The sequence below is a fragment of the Serinibacter salmoneus genome (assembly GCF_002563925.1).
GTDB classification, from domain to species: domain Bacteria; phylum Actinomycetota; class Actinomycetes; order Actinomycetales; family Beutenbergiaceae; genus Serinibacter; species Serinibacter salmoneus.
Map to the genome: position 1 here is coordinate 310213 of NZ_PDJD01000001.1, position 16944 is coordinate 327156.

12 protein-coding genes are annotated in these 16944 nt (G+C 72.1%); 6 read left to right on the plus strand and 6 right to left on the minus strand.

Annotated features, from left to right (window positions below):
* The first annotated feature begins 3 nt into the window (after nucleotides 1–3).
* Genes ATL40_RS01190 through ATL40_RS01205 form a run of 4 tightly spaced genes read left to right on the plus strand, consistent with a single transcriptional unit; the run spans nucleotide 4 to nucleotide 2753 of the window.
* The gene (locus ATL40_RS01190) at nucleotides 4–399 is read left to right on the plus strand and encodes a thioredoxin family protein (RefSeq protein ID WP_098467945.1); all 396 of its coding nucleotides are present in this window, start codon (nucleotides 4–6) and stop codon (nucleotides 397–399) included.
* Complete coding sequence (locus ATL40_RS01195) at nucleotides 396–2120, plus strand: FAD-dependent oxidoreductase (RefSeq protein WP_098467946.1); 1725 nt, start codon at nucleotides 396–398, stop codon at nucleotides 2118–2120. The genes ATL40_RS01190 and ATL40_RS01195 overlap by 4 nt, the downstream gene beginning before the upstream one ends.
* Nucleotides 2117–2419 (plus strand): hypothetical protein, encoded by a 303-nt coding sequence (locus ATL40_RS01200; protein ID WP_098467947.1) that lies wholly within the window; start codon nucleotides 2117–2119, stop codon nucleotides 2417–2419. The genes ATL40_RS01195 and ATL40_RS01200 overlap by 4 nt, the downstream gene beginning before the upstream one ends.
* Nucleotides 2412–2753 (plus strand): metal-sensitive transcriptional regulator, encoded by a 342-nt coding sequence (locus ATL40_RS01205; RefSeq protein WP_098467948.1) that lies wholly within the window; start codon nucleotides 2412–2414, stop codon nucleotides 2751–2753. The genes ATL40_RS01200 and ATL40_RS01205 overlap by 8 nt, the downstream gene beginning before the upstream one ends.
* 354 nt (nucleotides 2754–3107) lie before the next feature.
* On the opposite strand, the gene ATL40_RS01215 is transcribed toward ATL40_RS01205, so the two are convergent.
* Nucleotides 3108–3497 carry a rhodanese-like domain-containing protein gene (locus tag ATL40_RS01215; protein WP_098467950.1) on the minus strand — a complete coding sequence of 130 codons (390 nt, stop codon included), beginning with the start codon at nucleotides 3495–3497 and terminating at the stop codon, nucleotides 3108–3110.
* A gap of 17 nt (nucleotides 3498–3514) precedes the next feature.
* Between ATL40_RS01215 and glsA the strand changes: the two genes are divergently transcribed.
* A complete protein-coding gene (gene glsA / locus ATL40_RS01220; RefSeq protein ID WP_211283041.1) occupies nucleotides 3515–4594 on the plus strand; it encodes a glutaminase A in 1080 nt (359 codons plus the stop codon).
* 464 nt (nucleotides 4595–5058) lie between these two features.
* Entirely contained in the window at nucleotides 5059–11043 is a 5985-nt protein-coding gene (gene pulA / locus ATL40_RS01225; protein ID WP_245866566.1) for a pullulanase-type alpha-1,6-glucosidase, read from the plus strand.
* Between the two features lie 155 nt (nucleotides 11044–11198).
* On the opposite strand, the gene ATL40_RS01230 is transcribed toward pulA, so the two are convergent.
* The 5 genes from ATL40_RS01230 to ATL40_RS01250 all read right to left on the minus strand — a co-directional run bounded on the left by ATL40_RS01230 (nucleotide 11199) and on the right by ATL40_RS01250 (nucleotide 16803).
* Entirely contained in the window at nucleotides 11199–11744 is a 546-nt protein-coding gene (locus tag ATL40_RS01230) for a methylated-DNA--[protein]-cysteine S-methyltransferase (RefSeq protein WP_098467952.1), read from the minus strand.
* A gap of 101 nt (nucleotides 11745–11845) precedes the next feature.
* Nucleotides 11846–13432 (minus strand): DNA-3-methyladenine glycosylase 2 family protein, encoded by a 1587-nt coding sequence (locus tag ATL40_RS01235; protein ID WP_098467953.1) that lies wholly within the window; start codon nucleotides 13430–13432, stop codon nucleotides 11846–11848.
* A 122-nt stretch (nucleotides 13433–13554) separates the two neighbouring features.
* Nucleotides 13555–15015, minus strand: coding sequence for a SulP family inorganic anion transporter (locus ATL40_RS01240; protein ID WP_098470194.1), 1461 nt, complete (start codon nucleotides 15013–15015; stop codon nucleotides 13555–13557).
* A gap of 250 nt (nucleotides 15016–15265) precedes the next feature.
* Nucleotides 15266–16537 (minus strand): HipA domain-containing protein, encoded by a 1272-nt coding sequence (locus ATL40_RS01245; protein ID WP_098467954.1) that lies wholly within the window; start codon nucleotides 16535–16537, stop codon nucleotides 15266–15268.
* Nucleotides 16534–16803 (minus strand): helix-turn-helix domain-containing protein, encoded by a 270-nt coding sequence (locus ATL40_RS01250; protein WP_245866568.1) that lies wholly within the window; start codon nucleotides 16801–16803, stop codon nucleotides 16534–16536. The genes ATL40_RS01245 and ATL40_RS01250 overlap by 4 nt, the downstream gene beginning before the upstream one ends.
* Between the last annotated feature and the right edge of the window lie 141 nt (nucleotides 16804–16944).

Below are 16944 nucleotides of genomic sequence, written 5' to 3' on the forward strand. Positions count from 1 at the left end.
CGCATGGCAACCCGTGAGATCACCCTCGAGAACATCGAGGACACCATTACCGCCGGCGGCATCGTGCTGCTGGACTTCTGGGCGGACTGGTGCCCCCCGTGCCGCGCCTTCGGTCCCGTCTTCGAGAAGTCCTCGCAGGCGCACCCCGAGGCCGTCTTCGGCAAGATCGACACCGAGGCGCAGCAGCAGCTCGCCGCCTCCTTCGGCATCACCTCCATCCCCACCCTCGCGGTCTTCCGCGACGGGATCATGGTCTTCAACCAGCCCGGTGCGCTCGCCGGCCCCCAGCTCGAGGCCCTCTACCAGCAGGTCGCGGCGCTGGACATGGACGAGGTCCGCGCGAAGATCGCCGCGGCCCAGCAGGCCCAGCAGGGTCAGCAGCAGGAGGCTCGCGCATGAGGCTCGTGGTCGTCGGCGGCGTGGCCGGGGGGATGAGCGCGGCCGCGCGCGCCCGCCGGTTGGACGAGCACGCCGAGATCATCGTGCTGGAGCGGGGCGAGCACCCCTCCTTCGCCAACTGTGGCCTGCCCTACTACGTGGGCGGGGAGATCCGTCAGGAGTCCAAGCTCCTGGTCCAGACCCCCGAGTCGCTGCGCGCCGCGCTGGACCTCGACGTGCGCGTCCGCCACGACGTGACCGCCGTCGACCCGCACGCCCGTACCCTCACCGCCACTACGCCCGACGGCGAGATCACCCTCGGCTACGACGCCCTCGTGCTCGCGCCGGGCGCCGCCGCCGTGGTGCCGCCGATCCCGGGCCTGGCCGACTCCCTGGCCTCCGGTGTGGTCAAGACGCTGCGCACGGTGGGCGACGCCATCGCGATGCGGGCGGCACTGCCCCAGGCTCGCCGCGCCGTGGTGCTCGGTGCCGGCTTCATCGGTCTGGAGGCCGCCGAGGCGCTGCGGCTGCAGGGCCTGGAGGTCGACGTGGTCGAGCTGGCCGAGCACGTGCTGCCGCCGCTGGAGCGCGAGATGGCCTCCCTGGTCACCGACGAACTGGTCCGCCTGGGGATCTCCGTGCACGACGGCGTGGCCGCCACGGCGCTCGAGGACGCCGCGGGTGAGGCGGCCGTGGAGGTGGTGCTCGACGACGGCGCTCGACTCCCCGCGGACCTCGTGGTCCTCTCGGTGGGCGTGCGCCCCGACACGGCGCCGTTCGAGGCGGCCGGCGTGGAGTGCGAACGCGGGGCGATCGTGGTCGATTCCCGCGGGCGCACCAACGTGCCGGGCATCTGGGCCGTGGGTGACGCCACGGTCAGCGAGGATGCCGTGACCGGGGCGCGCCGCCCGGTGGCGCTGGCCGGTCCCGCCAACCGCGGTGGTCGGCTCGTGGCCGACGACATCCTCGCGCCGGAGCGTGCCCGCCCGATGCCGCGCCCGGTGGGCACCGCGATCGTGCGGGTCGGCGAACTGACCGCGGCCATGACCGGCGCCAATCGCGCCGCCCTCGAGAGCGCCGGGATCGCGTTCGAGACCCTCCACCTGCACCCCGGCAGTCACGCCGGCTACTTCCCCGGCGCCGAGCAGATCCACCTGCTCGTGCACCTGGGCACCGGCGGTGAGCACGAGGGGCGCCTGCTGGGCGCCCAGGCCGTGGGGGCCGACGGCGTGGACAAGCGGATCGACGTGCTCGCCACCGCCATCCGGCACGAGGCGATGGCCGCCGACCTGATGGACCTCGACCTCGCCTACGCCCCGCCCTACGGCAGTGCGAAGGACCCGGTGAACCTCGCTGGGATGATGGCCGACAACCTCGCGGAGGGCTCGCTCGCCGTGTGGCAGGCGCGCGATCTCGACGCCGTGCGGGGGGCCTCGCTGATCCTGGACGTGCGCAGCCCCGGCGAGTTCGCCTCCGGCCATATCCCGGGTGCGCTCAACGTGCCGCACACGCAGTTGCGCGAGCGGATGAGCGAGGTGCGCGCGGCCGCTGCCGGCCGCCCGGTCCGCGTGCACTGCGCGAGCGGGATGCGCTCCTACCTCGCGCACCGGCTCCTGGTGGCGGAGGGCTTCGACTCGGCCAACCTCTCCGGCGGGATCCTCACGCTGGAGGCGTGGCTGGGGCGGGAGGCCGCCGAGGTACTCGTGACTCCCGAGGCTGCGGTTCCCGAGGCTGTGCGATGATCACCTGCCACGTCACGCCCGGCGTCCGCGCGATGCGGGTGCTGGCGGCCGTGGTGCTCGCGGCGTTCTCCGGCTCGATGTGGTCGAGTAACCTGCTGTGCGCCGTGCCCGCGGCGATCTGCGCCACCTTCCTGCTGATCGGGGCCATCACCGGATGGTGCCCCACCCAGTTGCTGCAGGGCCGCTCCGGTCGCGGCGGCCGGGCCGAGCGGGCGGCGTCCGATGCCGGGGACCTCGGCTTCCCCACCGCACCCACGCCGATCACCATCGGCTCGCACAAGGAGTCACGTCATGACTGACCAGGCAGGCTTCGAGCTGACGAGCGAGCAACTCGCCACGCAGCGCAAGATCCTCAACCGGCTGCGGCGAGCCGCCGGCCAACTGAACGGCGTCATCGCGGCGGTGGAGTCCGGCGCCCCGTGCCGTGACGTGGTCACCCAGCTCTCCGCCGTCTCCAGCGCGCTGGACCGGGCGGGCTTCGCGATCGTCTCCTCGGCGATGCGGGACTGCCTGGTGGACGACGCAGAGCAGCCAGGCGAGGGCGCCGGGTCCGCTGCCGGGTCTCCCCGGCGAGGTAAGCGCGAGAACCTCACGCCCGAGGAACTCGAGAAGATCTTCATGATGCTCGCCTGACCGGCGAGCGCTCCCCACCCACTCCCTTTGTCAGGGGTTCCGTCCGGTCCCGGGCGGAACCATCGAATCCCGATACCCCAGGAGGTATTCATCATGTGTCAGGCAGTGACGTGTCGTAAGTGCGGCAAGGTGACGTGGTCCGGTTGCGGTCAGCACGTGGACCAGGTCATGCGCGGCGTTCCGAAGTCGCAGCAGTGCGAGGGTCACGCGGCCGAGCCGGGCTTCTTCTCCAAGCTCTTCACCCGCTGAGACTCACCCGGGCCGGGTGGCCTGACGCCCCGGAGCCGATCGCGGCTCCGGGGCGTCTCTCGTGCCTGGCGGGTCTCTCGTGCCTGGCGGGTCCGAGGTCGGGCGTCAGTCCGTCACGATCGGCAGGTCGGTCGCCTCCGCCGCCTCGCTCACGCTCCCGAGGTCGATCACCTCGCCGAAGCCCGCCTCGGCCATCAACTGGGCGGCCTGCGCGGATCGGTTCCCGGAGCGGCAGTAGACGGCGTAGGTCTCCGCGGGGTCCAGCGCGGCCAGTTGGGCGTCGAAGTCCAGCCCGGAGACGTCGATGTTGAGCGCCCCCTCGAGGTGGCCGTCGGCGAACTCCGCCGGGGTGCGCACGTCGAGCACGACCGTGGAGTCCTCGACCACGGCCGCGGCGCTCGGGTCGGTCTCGTCGGTCGATCCCGCACATCCGGCGAGGGTTGCGGCGCCGAGCGCGAGCGCGGCGAAGGAGAGGCTGAGTCGGGAAGGTCGCATGACCTCAGAATACCCCTATGGGTATCAGCGGGGTGCCGTGGCGGGGCGGGGATGTGGCGGGCAGAATGAGCGATGTGAAGATCCCCGCCGACCAGGTCAGCGACGCCCCCAGATTCGTTGCCGACGTCCCGATCCCCAGCGCCGATGCCGTCCACGCACTGCTGGAGGAGGCCTACGACTCCTTCCGTGACGTCACGGAAGGGGCTCTCTCCAGCGCCGTGCCTTCCCTCCAGCTCGCGAACCCCGACCACTTCGGGCTCGCGGTCATGGGGGTCAACGGGCGACTGCACGAGCGCGGCGACTCCCGGGTCCCGTTCACGATCCAGAGCGTCTCCAAGCCCTTCACCTACGCGCTGGTGGCGCAGGCCCACGGGATCGAGTTCATCCGCGAGAGGATCGGCGTGAACGCGACGGGCCTGCCCTTCAACTCCGCCCAGGCGGTCGAGCAGGGGGTCCCGGGCCCGACCAACCCCCTGGTCAACGCGGGTGCGATCGCCACGGCGAGCTACGCCGTCGGGGAGGGCGTGGAGGAGCGCTGGTCCTGGCTGCGCAACGGTCTGTCCCGGTTCGCGGGGCGTGACCTGACGCTGAACCACGACGTGCTGGAGAGCGAACGCGCCACCAACTACCGCAACCGTGCGCTGGGCAACCTCATGCGTTCCTTCGGGGCACTGACCGGTAGCCCGCTGGACGCGGTGGAGATCTACACCCGCGCCTGCAGTCTGGAGGTCACAGCCGCGGACCTCGCCGCGATGGGCGCGGTGCTCGCCGACGGCGGTGTGCACCCCGTGACCGGGCAGCGCGTGGTCAGCGCGGAGGTCGCGCGGCTCACGCTCGCCGTGATGCTGGTCGCCGGGATGTATGAGACCTCCGGGGACTGGCTGGTGGACGTCGGGATGCCGGGGAAGTCCGGGATCGGCGGTGGCATGGTGACCGTCGCGCCCGGGAAGGGGGCGTTCTCCACCTTCTCCCCGCTGCTGGACCATGCCGGCAACTCCGTGCGCGGCGGACGCGTGGCCACGATGATCGGGCGCACCCTCGGGTTGGACATGCTCGCCTCGCGGCCCTACACGCGCAGCGAGTCCGACGCCGACTGACCCGCGCGCCACCGACTGGCACCCCCTCGCCGAGCGTGCGGTTGGGCAGGGCTGCGTGCGCTGCGGGCTGCGCAAGGACCCGCTCGGCGGCGGATCGCGCCGCATTGCAAGGAGCGGCGGCGGGCCATGCAAGCGAGCCGTGACGCGACCGTCATCGACGGGGGCAAAGACACTCATGCGGTGCTGAACCTCGTGCAGCGAGTTGTAAAGCCACCGACTTGCTTGCTGTAACGAGGATCACTCGTCACAATCGAGGGGCCAGAAGCGGCGCGAGGACGCGCCGCGCAGGCGCCCCGACGTGACCCTGACGACGACGAACAGGACCGCCCGTGCCTCATGCACCTCGCGCCTCCCACACCCCGGGAGATCCCGCCGCCTCCGCCACCCCCGGAGCCGTCCGACGCCCGAGGGGCCGAACCGGCCCCCGCCGTCGGGCAGCCGCGCTGCTCGCCACCCTCGGCCTCGTGACGGCCGGCGCCGCAACCGCTGTCCCGAGCCTCGCCGAGCCGCTCGAGCCCGAGCGCACCGCCACCCTCGTGGGTGACCTGCAGACGGAACTCGGCTGCGAGAGCGACTGGGCGCCGGACTGTGAGGCCACCCTGCTCACGCCCACCGGCACCGAGGGGGTCTACACCCTTGAGGGGGAGCTGCCTGCCGGGTCCTATGAGTACAAGATCGCGATCGACGGCGCGTGGGACGAGGCCTACGGCCTGGACGGCGGCGGGGACAACATCCCGCTGACCATCGGCGGGGACGCCACCCTTCGCTTCAGCTACGACGACACCACCCACCGCACCGCGCTCACCCCGCTGACCCTCGCTGCGGACGAGGACGCCGCCGCCGACGCGGCGGTGCTCGCCGACCCGGTGCGCAACGAGGGCGCCGGGGAGTCCTTCTACTTCGTCATGACCGACCGGTTCGCCAACGGTGACCCCGGAAACGACACCGCCGGCATCGCCGGAGACCGCCTCGAGCACGGCTTCGACCCCACCGACAAGGGCTTCTTCCACGGCGGCGATGTGCAGGGCCTGCGCGACCAGCTCGACTACATCGAGGGTCTGGGCACCACCGCGATCTGGCTCACGCCTTCCTTCAAGAACGCCCCCGTGCAGGGCACCGGCGCGGACGCGTCGGCCGGCTACCACGGTTACTGGATCACCGACTTCACCCAGATCGACCCGCACCTGGGCACCAACGCCGAGCTCGAGGCCCTCATCGCGGAGGCCCACGCCCGTGACATCAAGGTGTACTTCGACATCATCACCAATCACACGGCGGACGTGATCGACTACGCCGAGGGCGAGTACTCCTACATCGACCAGGCGACCAGCCCCTACCTGGACGCTGAGGGGACCCCGTTCGACCCCGCCGACTACGCCGGCGGCGACACCTTCCCGGCGATGGACCCCGCCACCTCCTTCCCCTACACCCCGGTGATCGCCGCCGAGGACGCCGACCTGAAGGTCCCCGCCTGGCTGAACGACCCGACGCTCTACCACAACCGTGGCGACTCGACCTGGAGCGGGGAGTCGGTCACCTACGGCGACTTCGTGGGCCTGGACGACCTCATGACCGAGCACCCAGACGTGGTGGACGGCTTCATCGAGATCTACGAGGCCTGGGTGGACCTGGGTATCGACGGGTTCCGCATCGACACGGTCAAGCACGTGAACTTCGAGTTCTGGGAGCTGTTCTCCGCCGCGATCGCCGAGCACGCCGACGCCGTGGGCAACCCGGACTTCTTCGCCTTCGGTGAGGTGTACGACGCCGACGCCGCCCTGCTCTCCCCGTACGTGCGGGACACCGCGATGGACGCCACCCTGGACTTCGCGTTCCAGTCCGTCGCCTCCTCCTGGGCCACCGGCGGCAACAGCGCGGGCCTGGCGAACCTGTTCGCCGCGGACGACCTCTACACCACCGCCACCACCAACGCCCAGGCGCAGCCGACCTTCCTCGGCAACCACGACATGGGCCGGATCGGGTACGACGTGCGGGGAGCCGATGACCCCGTGGCGGCCTCCGCCGTCGCCCACTCCCTCATGTACCTCACCCGTGGCCAGCCGGTGGTCTACTACGGCGACGAGCAGGGATTCGTGGGGGACGGCGACCTCGGCGGCACCGACAAGGACGCCCGGCAGTCGCTGTTCGCCACCCAGGTCACCGAGTTCGCCGAGCAGAACCTGCTGGACGGCACCCAGGCCGGGAGCGTGGACCGCTACGACACCGACGCCGCGCTGTACGAGCACATCGCCACCCTGGCCGACCTGCGCCAGTCCACCCCGGCCCTGACCGAGGGCGCGCAGATCACCCGCCTGGCCGACGGCGGCACCTTCGTCGCCTCCCGGGTGCACCCGGACGAGCGGATCGAGCACCTCGTGGCCGTGACCAACGGCGCCGAGCAGACCGTCACCGTCACCACCCTCACGCCGGGCGCCACCTACACCCCGCTGCTGACCCTCTCCGGTGAGGAGACCCTCCCGGCGGGAGCCCCGGTGACCGCCACGGCCGACGGCGAGATCACCCTGACCATCCCGGCGCGCGGCGCCGTGGTGCTCGTGGCGGACACCGAGGTGGCCGCCGGTGACGATACGAGCATCACCGTCGAGGCCCCCACCCCGGGCGCCGCGATGGAGGGCGTCGCGCCCGTGGCCGCCGCCATCGACGCCGACACCTGGGCACAGACCTCCTTCGCCTACCGCGTGGTCGGCGCGAGCGAGTGGACCCCGCTCGGGGTCGCGGAGACCACCAGCCCGCGGGTGTTCCACGACGTGACCGACCTGGCCGCCGGCACCCTGATCGAGTACCGCGCCGTGCGCACCGACGCCGCCGGGACCACCACCGGGACCTCCACCTTCGCCGGCATCGGCCACGCGGTGGACGGCGTGGTCGAGGACGGCGGGGGAGAGGGTGACCTCTTCGTCACCGTGCCCGGCAGCCACAACGCGGCCATGGGCTGCACCGGCGACTGGCAGCCCGGCTGCGAGGCGGCCGCGCTGAGCGAGGCCACCGGCGGCATCTACACCGGCACCTTCGACATCCCCGCCGGCACGTACGAGTACAAGGCGGCCGTGGGCGGCACCTGGGACATCAACTACGGCGCCGGCGGTGAGCCGAACGGTGCCAACATCGTCTACACCCACGAGGGCGGCGATATCACCTTCTACTTCGACCCCGACACGGGGATCGTGTGGAACACCGCGCAGGGCCCGATCATCACCCTCGCCGGCAGCTTCCAGTCCGAACTGGGCTGCGACGACTGGTCCCCGGACCAGTTGTGCGCCTGGATGCAGCCCAGCGGCGAGGACGGCATCTTCACCTTCGCCACCACCGAGTTGCCGGCCGGAGCGTATGAGACCAAGGTGACCCATGGGCTCTCGTGGGCCGAGAACTACGGGGCCGACGGCGTGAGTGACGGCGCCAACATCCCGTTCAGCGTCTCGGAGGGAACCCAGGTGGTCTTCACCTACGACGTCGCGACCCACCTGCTCACCATCGAGGTCGCCGATCCGCCGCTGGCGGGCACCGGCGAGGAGCGTGCGCACTGGGTGAGCGCCGACCTGCTCGCCTACCCGGCCGCCCTCGGCTCGGGAGGGTCTTACGCGCTGCACCACTCACCGGACGCCACCCTGGAGGTGGTCGACGGCGCGGTCACCGGGGGCGAGGCGCTCGCCCTGGAGGTGGTCGAGGAGGGCCTGCCGCAGGACATCGCGGACCGGTTCCCGGCGCTCGCGGACTTCACCGCGCTGCGACTCGTGGACGCCGATGCCGCCCAGGCAGCGCAGGCGCTGCGCGGGCAGGTGATGGTCTCCCGCAGCGACGGCGAGACGCTGACGGCGTTCACCGGGGTGCAGATCCCCGGGGTGCTGGACGACCTGTACGCCGCGGACCTGGCCGAGGTGACCCTCGGCCTGGACTGGGGCGGGACCAACCCGCTGGTGGCGGCGCTCGCCACCATGGCGGGCCCGGCCGCGGCGGCCGACGCGGCCGAGGCGGCCGACGCGACCGAGGCGGCTGCGGGTGATGCTCAGGCCACCGCGACGGTGTGGGCCCCGACCGCGCAGAGCGTGGAGCTCGTGCGCTGGGACGGCGCGACCGGCTCGGAGACCGTGCTCACCGCGGACCGGGACGACGCCGCGGGCTCCTGGAGCGCCGGACCGCTCGCGGCGGGCGACGCCTACCGGTGGCGGATCACCGTCTACGCGCCGGCGACCGGGGCGATCGAGACCAACGAGGTCACCGATCCCTACTCCGTGGCGCTGACGACGAACTCGGTGGCGAGCGTCGCCGTCGACCTCTCCGACCCGGCGCTCGCGCCGAGCGAGTGGGCCGAGACCGCCTCCCCGGTGGTGGCGCGGGACGTGGACCAGACGATCTGGGAACTGCACGTGCGCGACTTCTCCATCGGGGACGAGACGGTGCCGGAGGCCGACCGCGGCACCTACCGGGCCTTCACGCACACCGATTCGGCGGGGATGACCCACCTGCGGGAGCTCGCCGAGGCGGGGATCACCACGGTGCACCTGCTGCCCACCTTCGACATCGCCTCCATCGAGGAGGACCCCGAGGCGCAGGCCGCCCCGGAGTGCGATCTGGCGGGCATGGCGCCCGACAGCGCCGATCAGCAGGAGTGCGTGGGGGCCATCCGCGGCGAGGACGGCTACAACTGGGGATACGACCCGTACCACTTCATGGCGCCCGAGGGCTCCTACGCCACCAGCCCGGAGGGTACCGAGCGGGTGAGCGAGTTCCGCGAGATGGTCGGCGCACTGCACGCCGCGGACCTGCAGGTGGTGCTGGACCAGGTGTACAACCACACCGCTGCCTCGGGTCAGGCACCCACGTCGGTGCTGGACCGGGTGGTGCCGGGCTACTACCACCGGCTGAACGCGGCTGGTGGCGTGGAGACCTCCACCTGCTGCCAGAACATCGCCACCGAGCACGAGGTGGCCGAGCGGCTCATGGTCGACTCGGTGGTGCTGTGGGCGCGGGACTACAAGGTGGACGGATTCCGGTTCGACCTCATGGGTCACCACAGCCTCGCGAACATGCAGGCGGTGCGTGAGGCGCTGGATGCCCTGACCCTGGAGGAGGACGGCGTGGACGGCTCGGCCGTCTACCTCTACGGGGAGGGATGGGACTTCGGCGAGGTCGCCGGGGACGCCCTGTTCGAGCAGGCCCGGCAGGCGAACCTCGCCGGGACAGGCATCGGGTCCTTCAACGACAGGCTGCGCGACGGCGTGCACGGCGGTTCGCCGGTGGACGGCTCCTCCACGTTCGACCAGGGCTTCGGCACGGGCCTGGGTACCGACCCGAACGGGCGCTCCCGCACCGGTGCCGAGGACCTCGGGCACCTGACCGACCTGGTCAAGCTCGGCATGGCCGGGAACCTCGCGGAGTACTCCTTCACCGCCTCGACCGGCGAGACCGTCACGGGCGCCGAGGTGGACTACAACGGCTCGCCGGCCGGGTATGCCGGGCAGCCCTCGGAGACCATCAACTACGTGGACGCCCACGACAACGAGACCCTGTTCGATCTCGCGGTCTTCAAGCTCCCGACGGACACTCCGATGGACGAGAGGGTGCGGGCCAACACGGTGCAGCTGGCGACCGTGGCGCTCGGCCAGTCGCCCTCGTTCTGGCACGCCGGCACCGAACTGCTGCGCTCGAAGTCGCTGGACCGGGACTCCTACGACTCCGGTGACTGGTTCAACCGGATCGACTGGACGGGGCAGGAGAACACCTTCGGTTCCGGCCTGCCGGGGGCGTGGTCGAACGAGGAGAAGTGGGACCTGATGGCCCCGCTGCTCGCCGACGCCTCGCTCAAGCCGGATGCCGCCGCCATGGCGTCCTCCTACGCCCAGGCGCTGGACCTGCTGCGGGTGCGCTCCTCGGTGGACCTGCTGCGGCTCGGCTCCACGCAGGCGGTGCAGGAGAAGGTCACCTTCCCCGGCTCCGGCCCGGACGAGGCGCCCGGCACCATCGCGATGCTCATCGACGACACGGTCGGCTCCCCGGCCTCGGAGTCGCTGGACGGGGCGCTGGTGCTGATCAACGCCTCCCCGGATGCCGTGACCCGGTCCTTCCCCGAGCTGGCGGGGCGCGAGTTCGTGCTCAACCAGGTGCAGGCCGAGGGGTCCGACGACGTCGTGACCTCCGTGTCCCTCACCGCGGAGGGATCGGTGGAGGTGCCGGCCCGCTCCTACGTGGTGCTGGTGGAGGAGGCCGAGGTGCAGCCGCCGCCGACCGGTGACCCGACCGAGACGCCGACCGGGGCGCCCACCTCACCCGGCCCCTCGCCGTCGGGCACGACGGGTTCGGGCGGCTCGGGTTCGGACGGCTCCGATGGGCTGCCGAGCACCGGCGCGAGCGTGGCCGGTCTCGTGCTGGCCGCACTGGCCCTGGTGGGCTTCGGCACCCTACTGATCAGGCGTCGCGCCACCCGCGCCTGACAACCCGCGCCTGACGACCCGCGCCTGACGACCCGACGCCCCCTGGCCCGCTCTCGCGGCCCAGGGGGCGTCGTCGTCCAGGCTGCCCGCCCTCACCCTCCACGAGGTGGTTCTGCAGCCACCACGAGGTGGTTATGCAGGCCCGACTCAGCGACTCAGCTCGCGAACCGCGCCTCGTGTGCCTGCAGGGCCCGCTTGATCTCCAGGCCGTAGAAGAACCCGCCCAGGCCACCGTCGCGGCGCACGATCCGGTGGCACGGCACGATGAGCGCCACGTGGTTGCGGGCGCACGCGCTGGCTGCGGCGCGCACCGCGCTCGGTCGCCCGGCCGCCGTCGCGAGTTCTGTGTAGGTCACGGGGTGCCCCGCGCTGACCCGGCGCATCGCGGCCCAGGTGGCCTGGAAGAACTCCCCGCCCTCCTGCGCGACGGCGATGCTCGCCAGGGCGTCGAGGTCACCCTGGCCGTAGCGGGCGACGGCGTCACGCACCCCGGCGGGTCCGTCACCCTCGGTGATGCCCCGCTCGCGCAGGGCGGCGGGCAGGCGGGCGAGGTTGGGTTCCTCCTCCAACCACCCGAACAGCCGCACCGCACCGTCCTCCGGGGTGAGGACGGCGTGCGCGGTGCCGGCCGGGGTGTCGTAGTGCGCCAGCACGAGCGGCGCGGCACCCGGGTCGGTTGTGGGTGAGGCGGTCGTGGTCATGGTGTTCCCTTCCCTCGTCGTGCTGAACTCTCTCGCAGCGGCTGCAGAATCGCCTCGCGGTGGCTGCAGAATCGCCTCGCAGTGGCTGCAGAAATGCCTCGCTAGGCATAGGCGGTGGCCGTCCACAGGTGTTGCAGCGCGTAGGAGCGCCATGGGCGCCACGGCTGCGAAGCGGCCTCCGCGCGCCGGGGCGTCATCTCCTTCAGGCTCACGCCCTGCGCGGCCGCCAGGGCCTTGCGCAGCACCAGGTCGCTCGGCATGAACGCGTCCGGATCGCGCAGGGCCCGCAGCGCGATGTAGTCCGCGGTCCACGGTCCGATTCCCGGCAGGGCCAGCAGGGACGCGCGCGTGGCCTCCGGGTCGACCCCGGGCGCCAGGCGAAGCCCGGTGTCCAAGCGCACCCCCTCGGCCAGCACCGAGGCCAGCGTGTGCACGGCGCGCGCCCGCGCCTGGGTGAGGTTCGCGGCATCCCGGATCGCCTGCGCCCCCACCTCCGCCAGGCGCGACGGCGTGGGGAAGGTGACCGCTTCGCCGTCGGGCATCCCGGTGGTCGCCTCGGTGAACGAGGCCGGCACCGGCGCGCCGAAGGCGGCGGCGATCCGCGACTGGAACGTGCGGGCCACGGCGAGGGAGACCTGCTGGCCGAGCACCGCGCAGATCGCGAGCTCGGCGCCGTCCACCGCGCCGGGCACCCGCAGCCCGGGGTGCGCGGCCACGAGCGGTGCGAGCACCTCGTCCTCACCGAGGTGGGCGCCGATGAGCGCCGGGTCGGCGTCCAGGTCCAGCCACCGGCGCACCGTGCCCACGGCGGGCATCAGGTCGCTCAGCGAGGTCAAGGTGAAGGAGGCCCGCAGCGCGGGGTGCGCGGCGCCGTCGTCCACCCCGCCCAGGTGGATCCGCGCCACGGCGGGCCCCGACGGCGCAGCCAGCGTCCGCATCGCCTCCCCGGTGTCGCTGTGGTGCTCCACGCGCTCCAGAGCGTGCGCCCGCAGGGTGCGACGCAGCGGCTCGAGGGCGAGCGGTCCGCGGAAGGTCAGGCGCAGGGCGATCGTCGCGGGGCCCAGGCCGCTGCGGCCCTCCGCCTCGGGCGGGGCGGTGCGGGTGGCCGCGCCATCACGGATGGCGGCCGCGCGCCGGAAGGACCGCGGCGGCATCCCGAACTCCTGGCGCATCACGTCGTTGAACTGCCGCAGCGAGCCGAAGCCGGCGGCGAAGGCGACGTCGGTCAGCGGCAGCGCCGTCTGCTCGATGAGCAGTCGGGCCGCATGGGCACGCCGGGTGCGCGCGAGCTGCTGCGGGGTGGCGCCGACCTCCGCGACGAGCATGCGGTGCAGGTGACGCTCGCTCACCGCGAGGCTGCGCGCCAGGCCCGCCACCCCGGCCTCGTCCACCGCGCCGTCCGCGATGAGCCGCACCGCGCGGGAGACCAGGTCGCCGCGGGCGTCCCAGTGCCGCGAGCCCGGCAGGGCATCGGGGCGGCAGCGCTTGCACGCCCGGAACCCGGCGGCGACGGCAGCCGCGGCGGCCGGGAAGTACTGGCAGTTCTCCGGGCGTGGGGTGCGCGCCGGGCAGGAGGGGCGGCAGTAGATGCCGGTCGTCACCACCCCGAGGTAGAGGCGGCCGTCCCAGCGCGCGTCACGTCCGGAGACGGCGCGGTGGGCGGCCACGGGATCCAGCGGGAGGTGCATGCCAGCCAGTGTGCCCCGAGTCGGCGGCTGGAACTAGCGGTGATCGGACATCGCGGTGGGCGCTCGATCGGTGTGGCGGGCGGGTGGACGCGTGACGCTACCGACGCACCCGGGTTGCGGACTCAGTGCCCGACGCCGAGCTTCCCGCCCAGGCGCTCCATGCGCGCCGCGCTGTCGGGGTTGAGGCCTGTGAAGCGCACCCGGGTGCCCTTCGCTGCGTACTTCGTCTCGATCGCGTCCAGGGTCGCGACGGTGGAGGCGTCCCAGATGTGGGCGCCGGAGAAGTCGATGACCACCTCGGCCGGGTCGCTGGCGTAGTCGAAGGAGTACACCAGGTCGTTGGAGGAGGCGAAGAACAGTTCCCCGCGCACCGCGTAGACCCGCTGCCCGTCCTCGTCGGAGGCGTCCAGGCGCACCACCTCGACCATGTGTGCCACCCGCCGGGCGAACAGCACGGAGGCCAGCAGCACCCCGGCGACCACGCCGTAGGCCAGGTTGTGGGTGATCACGGTGACCACCACGGTCAGCAGCATCACGGCGGTCTCGGGCACGGGCATGGCGCGCAGCGTGGAGGGGCGGATGGAGTGCCAGTCGAAGGTGCCCACGCTGACCATCACCATCACGGCCACCAGCGCCGCCATCGGCATGATCGCGACCACGTCACCCAGGCCCACCACGAGGATCAGCAGGAACACTCCGGCCAGGAACGTGGAGATGCGGGTGCGGGCCCCGGAGGCCTTCACGTTGATCATCGTCTGGCCGATCATCGCGCAGCCGCCCATGCCGCCGAAGAAGCCGGTGATGATGTTCGCGGCGCCCTGACCCCAGGCCTCGCGGGTCTTGTTGGAGTGGGAGTCGGTCACGTCGTCGACCAGCTTGGCGGTCATCAACGACTCCAGCAGCCCCACCAGCGCCATCGCGACGGCGAACGGCAGGATGATCTGCAGCGTCTCCAGCGTCAGGGGCACATCGGGGAAGAAGAGGGTGGGCAGCGACTCCGGCAGCGCCCCCTCATCGCCCACCGTGGGCACCGCGATCCCGGCCACGATCACCACGAGGGTGAGCAGCACGATCGCCACCAGCGGCGCGGGCACCACGGAGGTGAGCTTGGGGAAGAACACCATGATCGCGATGCCGACCAGCACCAGCGGGTAGACGGCGAACGGCACGTCCTGCAGGTGCGGCAGTTGGGAGGTGAAGATGAGGATCGCCAGCGCGTTGACGAAGCCGACCATCACCGAGCGCGGGATGAACCGCATCATCTTGGCCACACCGAACAGACCGAGGGCCACCTGGATGATCCCCCCGAGGATCACGGTGGCGATCAGGTAGTCCAGCCCGTACTCGCGCACCACGGGCGCCACCACGAGGGCGACGGCGCCGGTCGCCGCGGAGATCATCGCCGGCCGGCCGCCGAGGAAGGCGATCGAGACGGCCATCGTGAAGGAGGCGAACAGCCCGACGCGGGGGTCCACCCCGGCGATGATCGAGAAGGCGATCGCCTCGGGGATCAGCGCGAGGGCGACGACGAGGCCCGCCAGCACCTCCGTCTTCAGCAGCCGCGGGCTGCGCAGGGCGGCCATCACGGAGTAGGACTGGTCCGCCTCCGGGGCGCCGTGCACCGGCGTGGGGGTGGCGGCGGGGTCGCTGATCGGGGACGTGGTGTTCGGGTTCTCGGGTGCGGTCACGCGGGTCCGTTCCGGCTCGGGGCACGCCGCTACGGGTGTGCACGTCGGCGTGGGCTGGAGGGCAGGCGCGCAGGCCTCGGATGGGCGCGCGCCGCGGGAACCCTACCCCGGATGGGTGCCCGGGCGCGCGTTCACGTGACCAGGCTCATGCCAGACGTGCGGTGGCGTCCGCTGCCTCGTCCACGCGGGGCAGGAGTCGCGATCGCAGCTCGGTGACGCTGCCGTCCCAGTCCTCGACCTCTGCCAGTGCCGTGCGGAATGCCTCGGGCAGACCGGACGCGAGGCTACGGACCCGGTCCTCGAGATGGTCGACCTCGAGGCGGAGGTCCTCGGCGAGCTCCCGGATCCGGCTGCGTGTCAGGGCATCGGCCCTCGTGCTGCCGCCGACGCTCATCGCGAGCTCGCGATCTCGCCCGGGTGGCGGGTCGTAGGCGAGGCCCGTTGCCACGTCGTACATCGGTGCCAATGTCACTGCGTCGCCATCCAGGAGAACCGCGTAGTTGCGGGCGTGGGCGTCGGGCGCGGCGACAAGCGCGTTGTAGAGCAGACCGTCGGCGAACGCGCGGACGTTGCGGTCGGCAGCGAGGGCGGTGGCCGCGGACTCGCGCAGGAGTCGCGCGATGTCGCCAGCGGTGGGCCCCCCGTCCTCCTCGTACTTCTCCCGGACCCCGAGCGCCTGACACAGGTCCTCCTGGTGAGCCCGGGCGACGGCGCCGTCCACGAGGGGTCGGTCGAAACGCGTGGAGACCACCGCGCGTTCGGAGGCGAAGTCCAGGTACTCCGCGTGCGCCACCGCGAGCCCGAGAAGCTCGGCGGCGCGTGTGGTGACGTGCTCGATGAGTGCCTGGGATCGCACCGTACGCACCCCCGGCTTCACCACGTGTGTGCTCGGTGCTCCGCCGAGCGGCCAGAACCAGGCGTCCTCCCGGCGATGGAGGGTCAGCTTCGCCTGGGTGCCGCCGAGCGACCAATGCTGCTCACGCATGGTCCAGGATGCCTCCTCGTCCAGGCGCATCTGTGAGAGGCGCTCCTCGACCTCCCCGGGCGTCGCCACGTCCAGCTGCCAGGGCGGTCGGAGGTCGTCACTCTCCAGGCGTTCGGGGTCGCAGAACTGGACGGCGCCGGCGCAGTCGAGGCCGATGGCATCGAGCAGGCTGAGGGGGTCGCGTGGATCGGCGCCGTGGGTGCGGCGGATCGCGGCGAGGGCCTCAGGGCTCTCGGGCAGGAGGCCCCACAGGTAGGTGGCGACCCGTTCCCCCACGAAGGATCCCCCTTCCCGGGGGAGGGAGAGGGAGAGGGGGGTGCCGCCGTCGCGCAGTGCACGACGCGTGTAGGTGAGCCGGAGTGACCCGGCGCGGGTGCGCTCGACGTCGGCCACGTGCTCGCCGAGCAACAGGATGGCGAGGTGGGCGGTCATTCGGGTTCCTCGCTGGTGCGTGCGTCGTCGCGGATCATCAGGCTGGCTCCGAGGGTGTCCAACACCCGCAGCAGTCGGCCGACCTCGAGGCCCTCGATCCGGCCGTTCTCCAGCCCGTTGAGCCACTGGCGTGAGACCCCGGCGCGTTCGGCGAGCGCAGCCTGGGTCCAGCCGCGTTCGCGGCGCAGGCCTCCGACCGCACGGCCCAGCCGGGTGAGGGACCGTGCGTTCAGCAGCCTGCTGGGCATCGGAGCGGCGTCCGCCATGGAGTCACTGTACGGCGACATGATTGTGGTGTCTATGTACGGCGACATGGCCTGCATGTCGTCATGCGTTGACATGCAGGTGCCGACCGGGTCGTGCCCGGGCGGCCCGCCGCATAGGATCGCCAGCGGCGCGTGGTGACC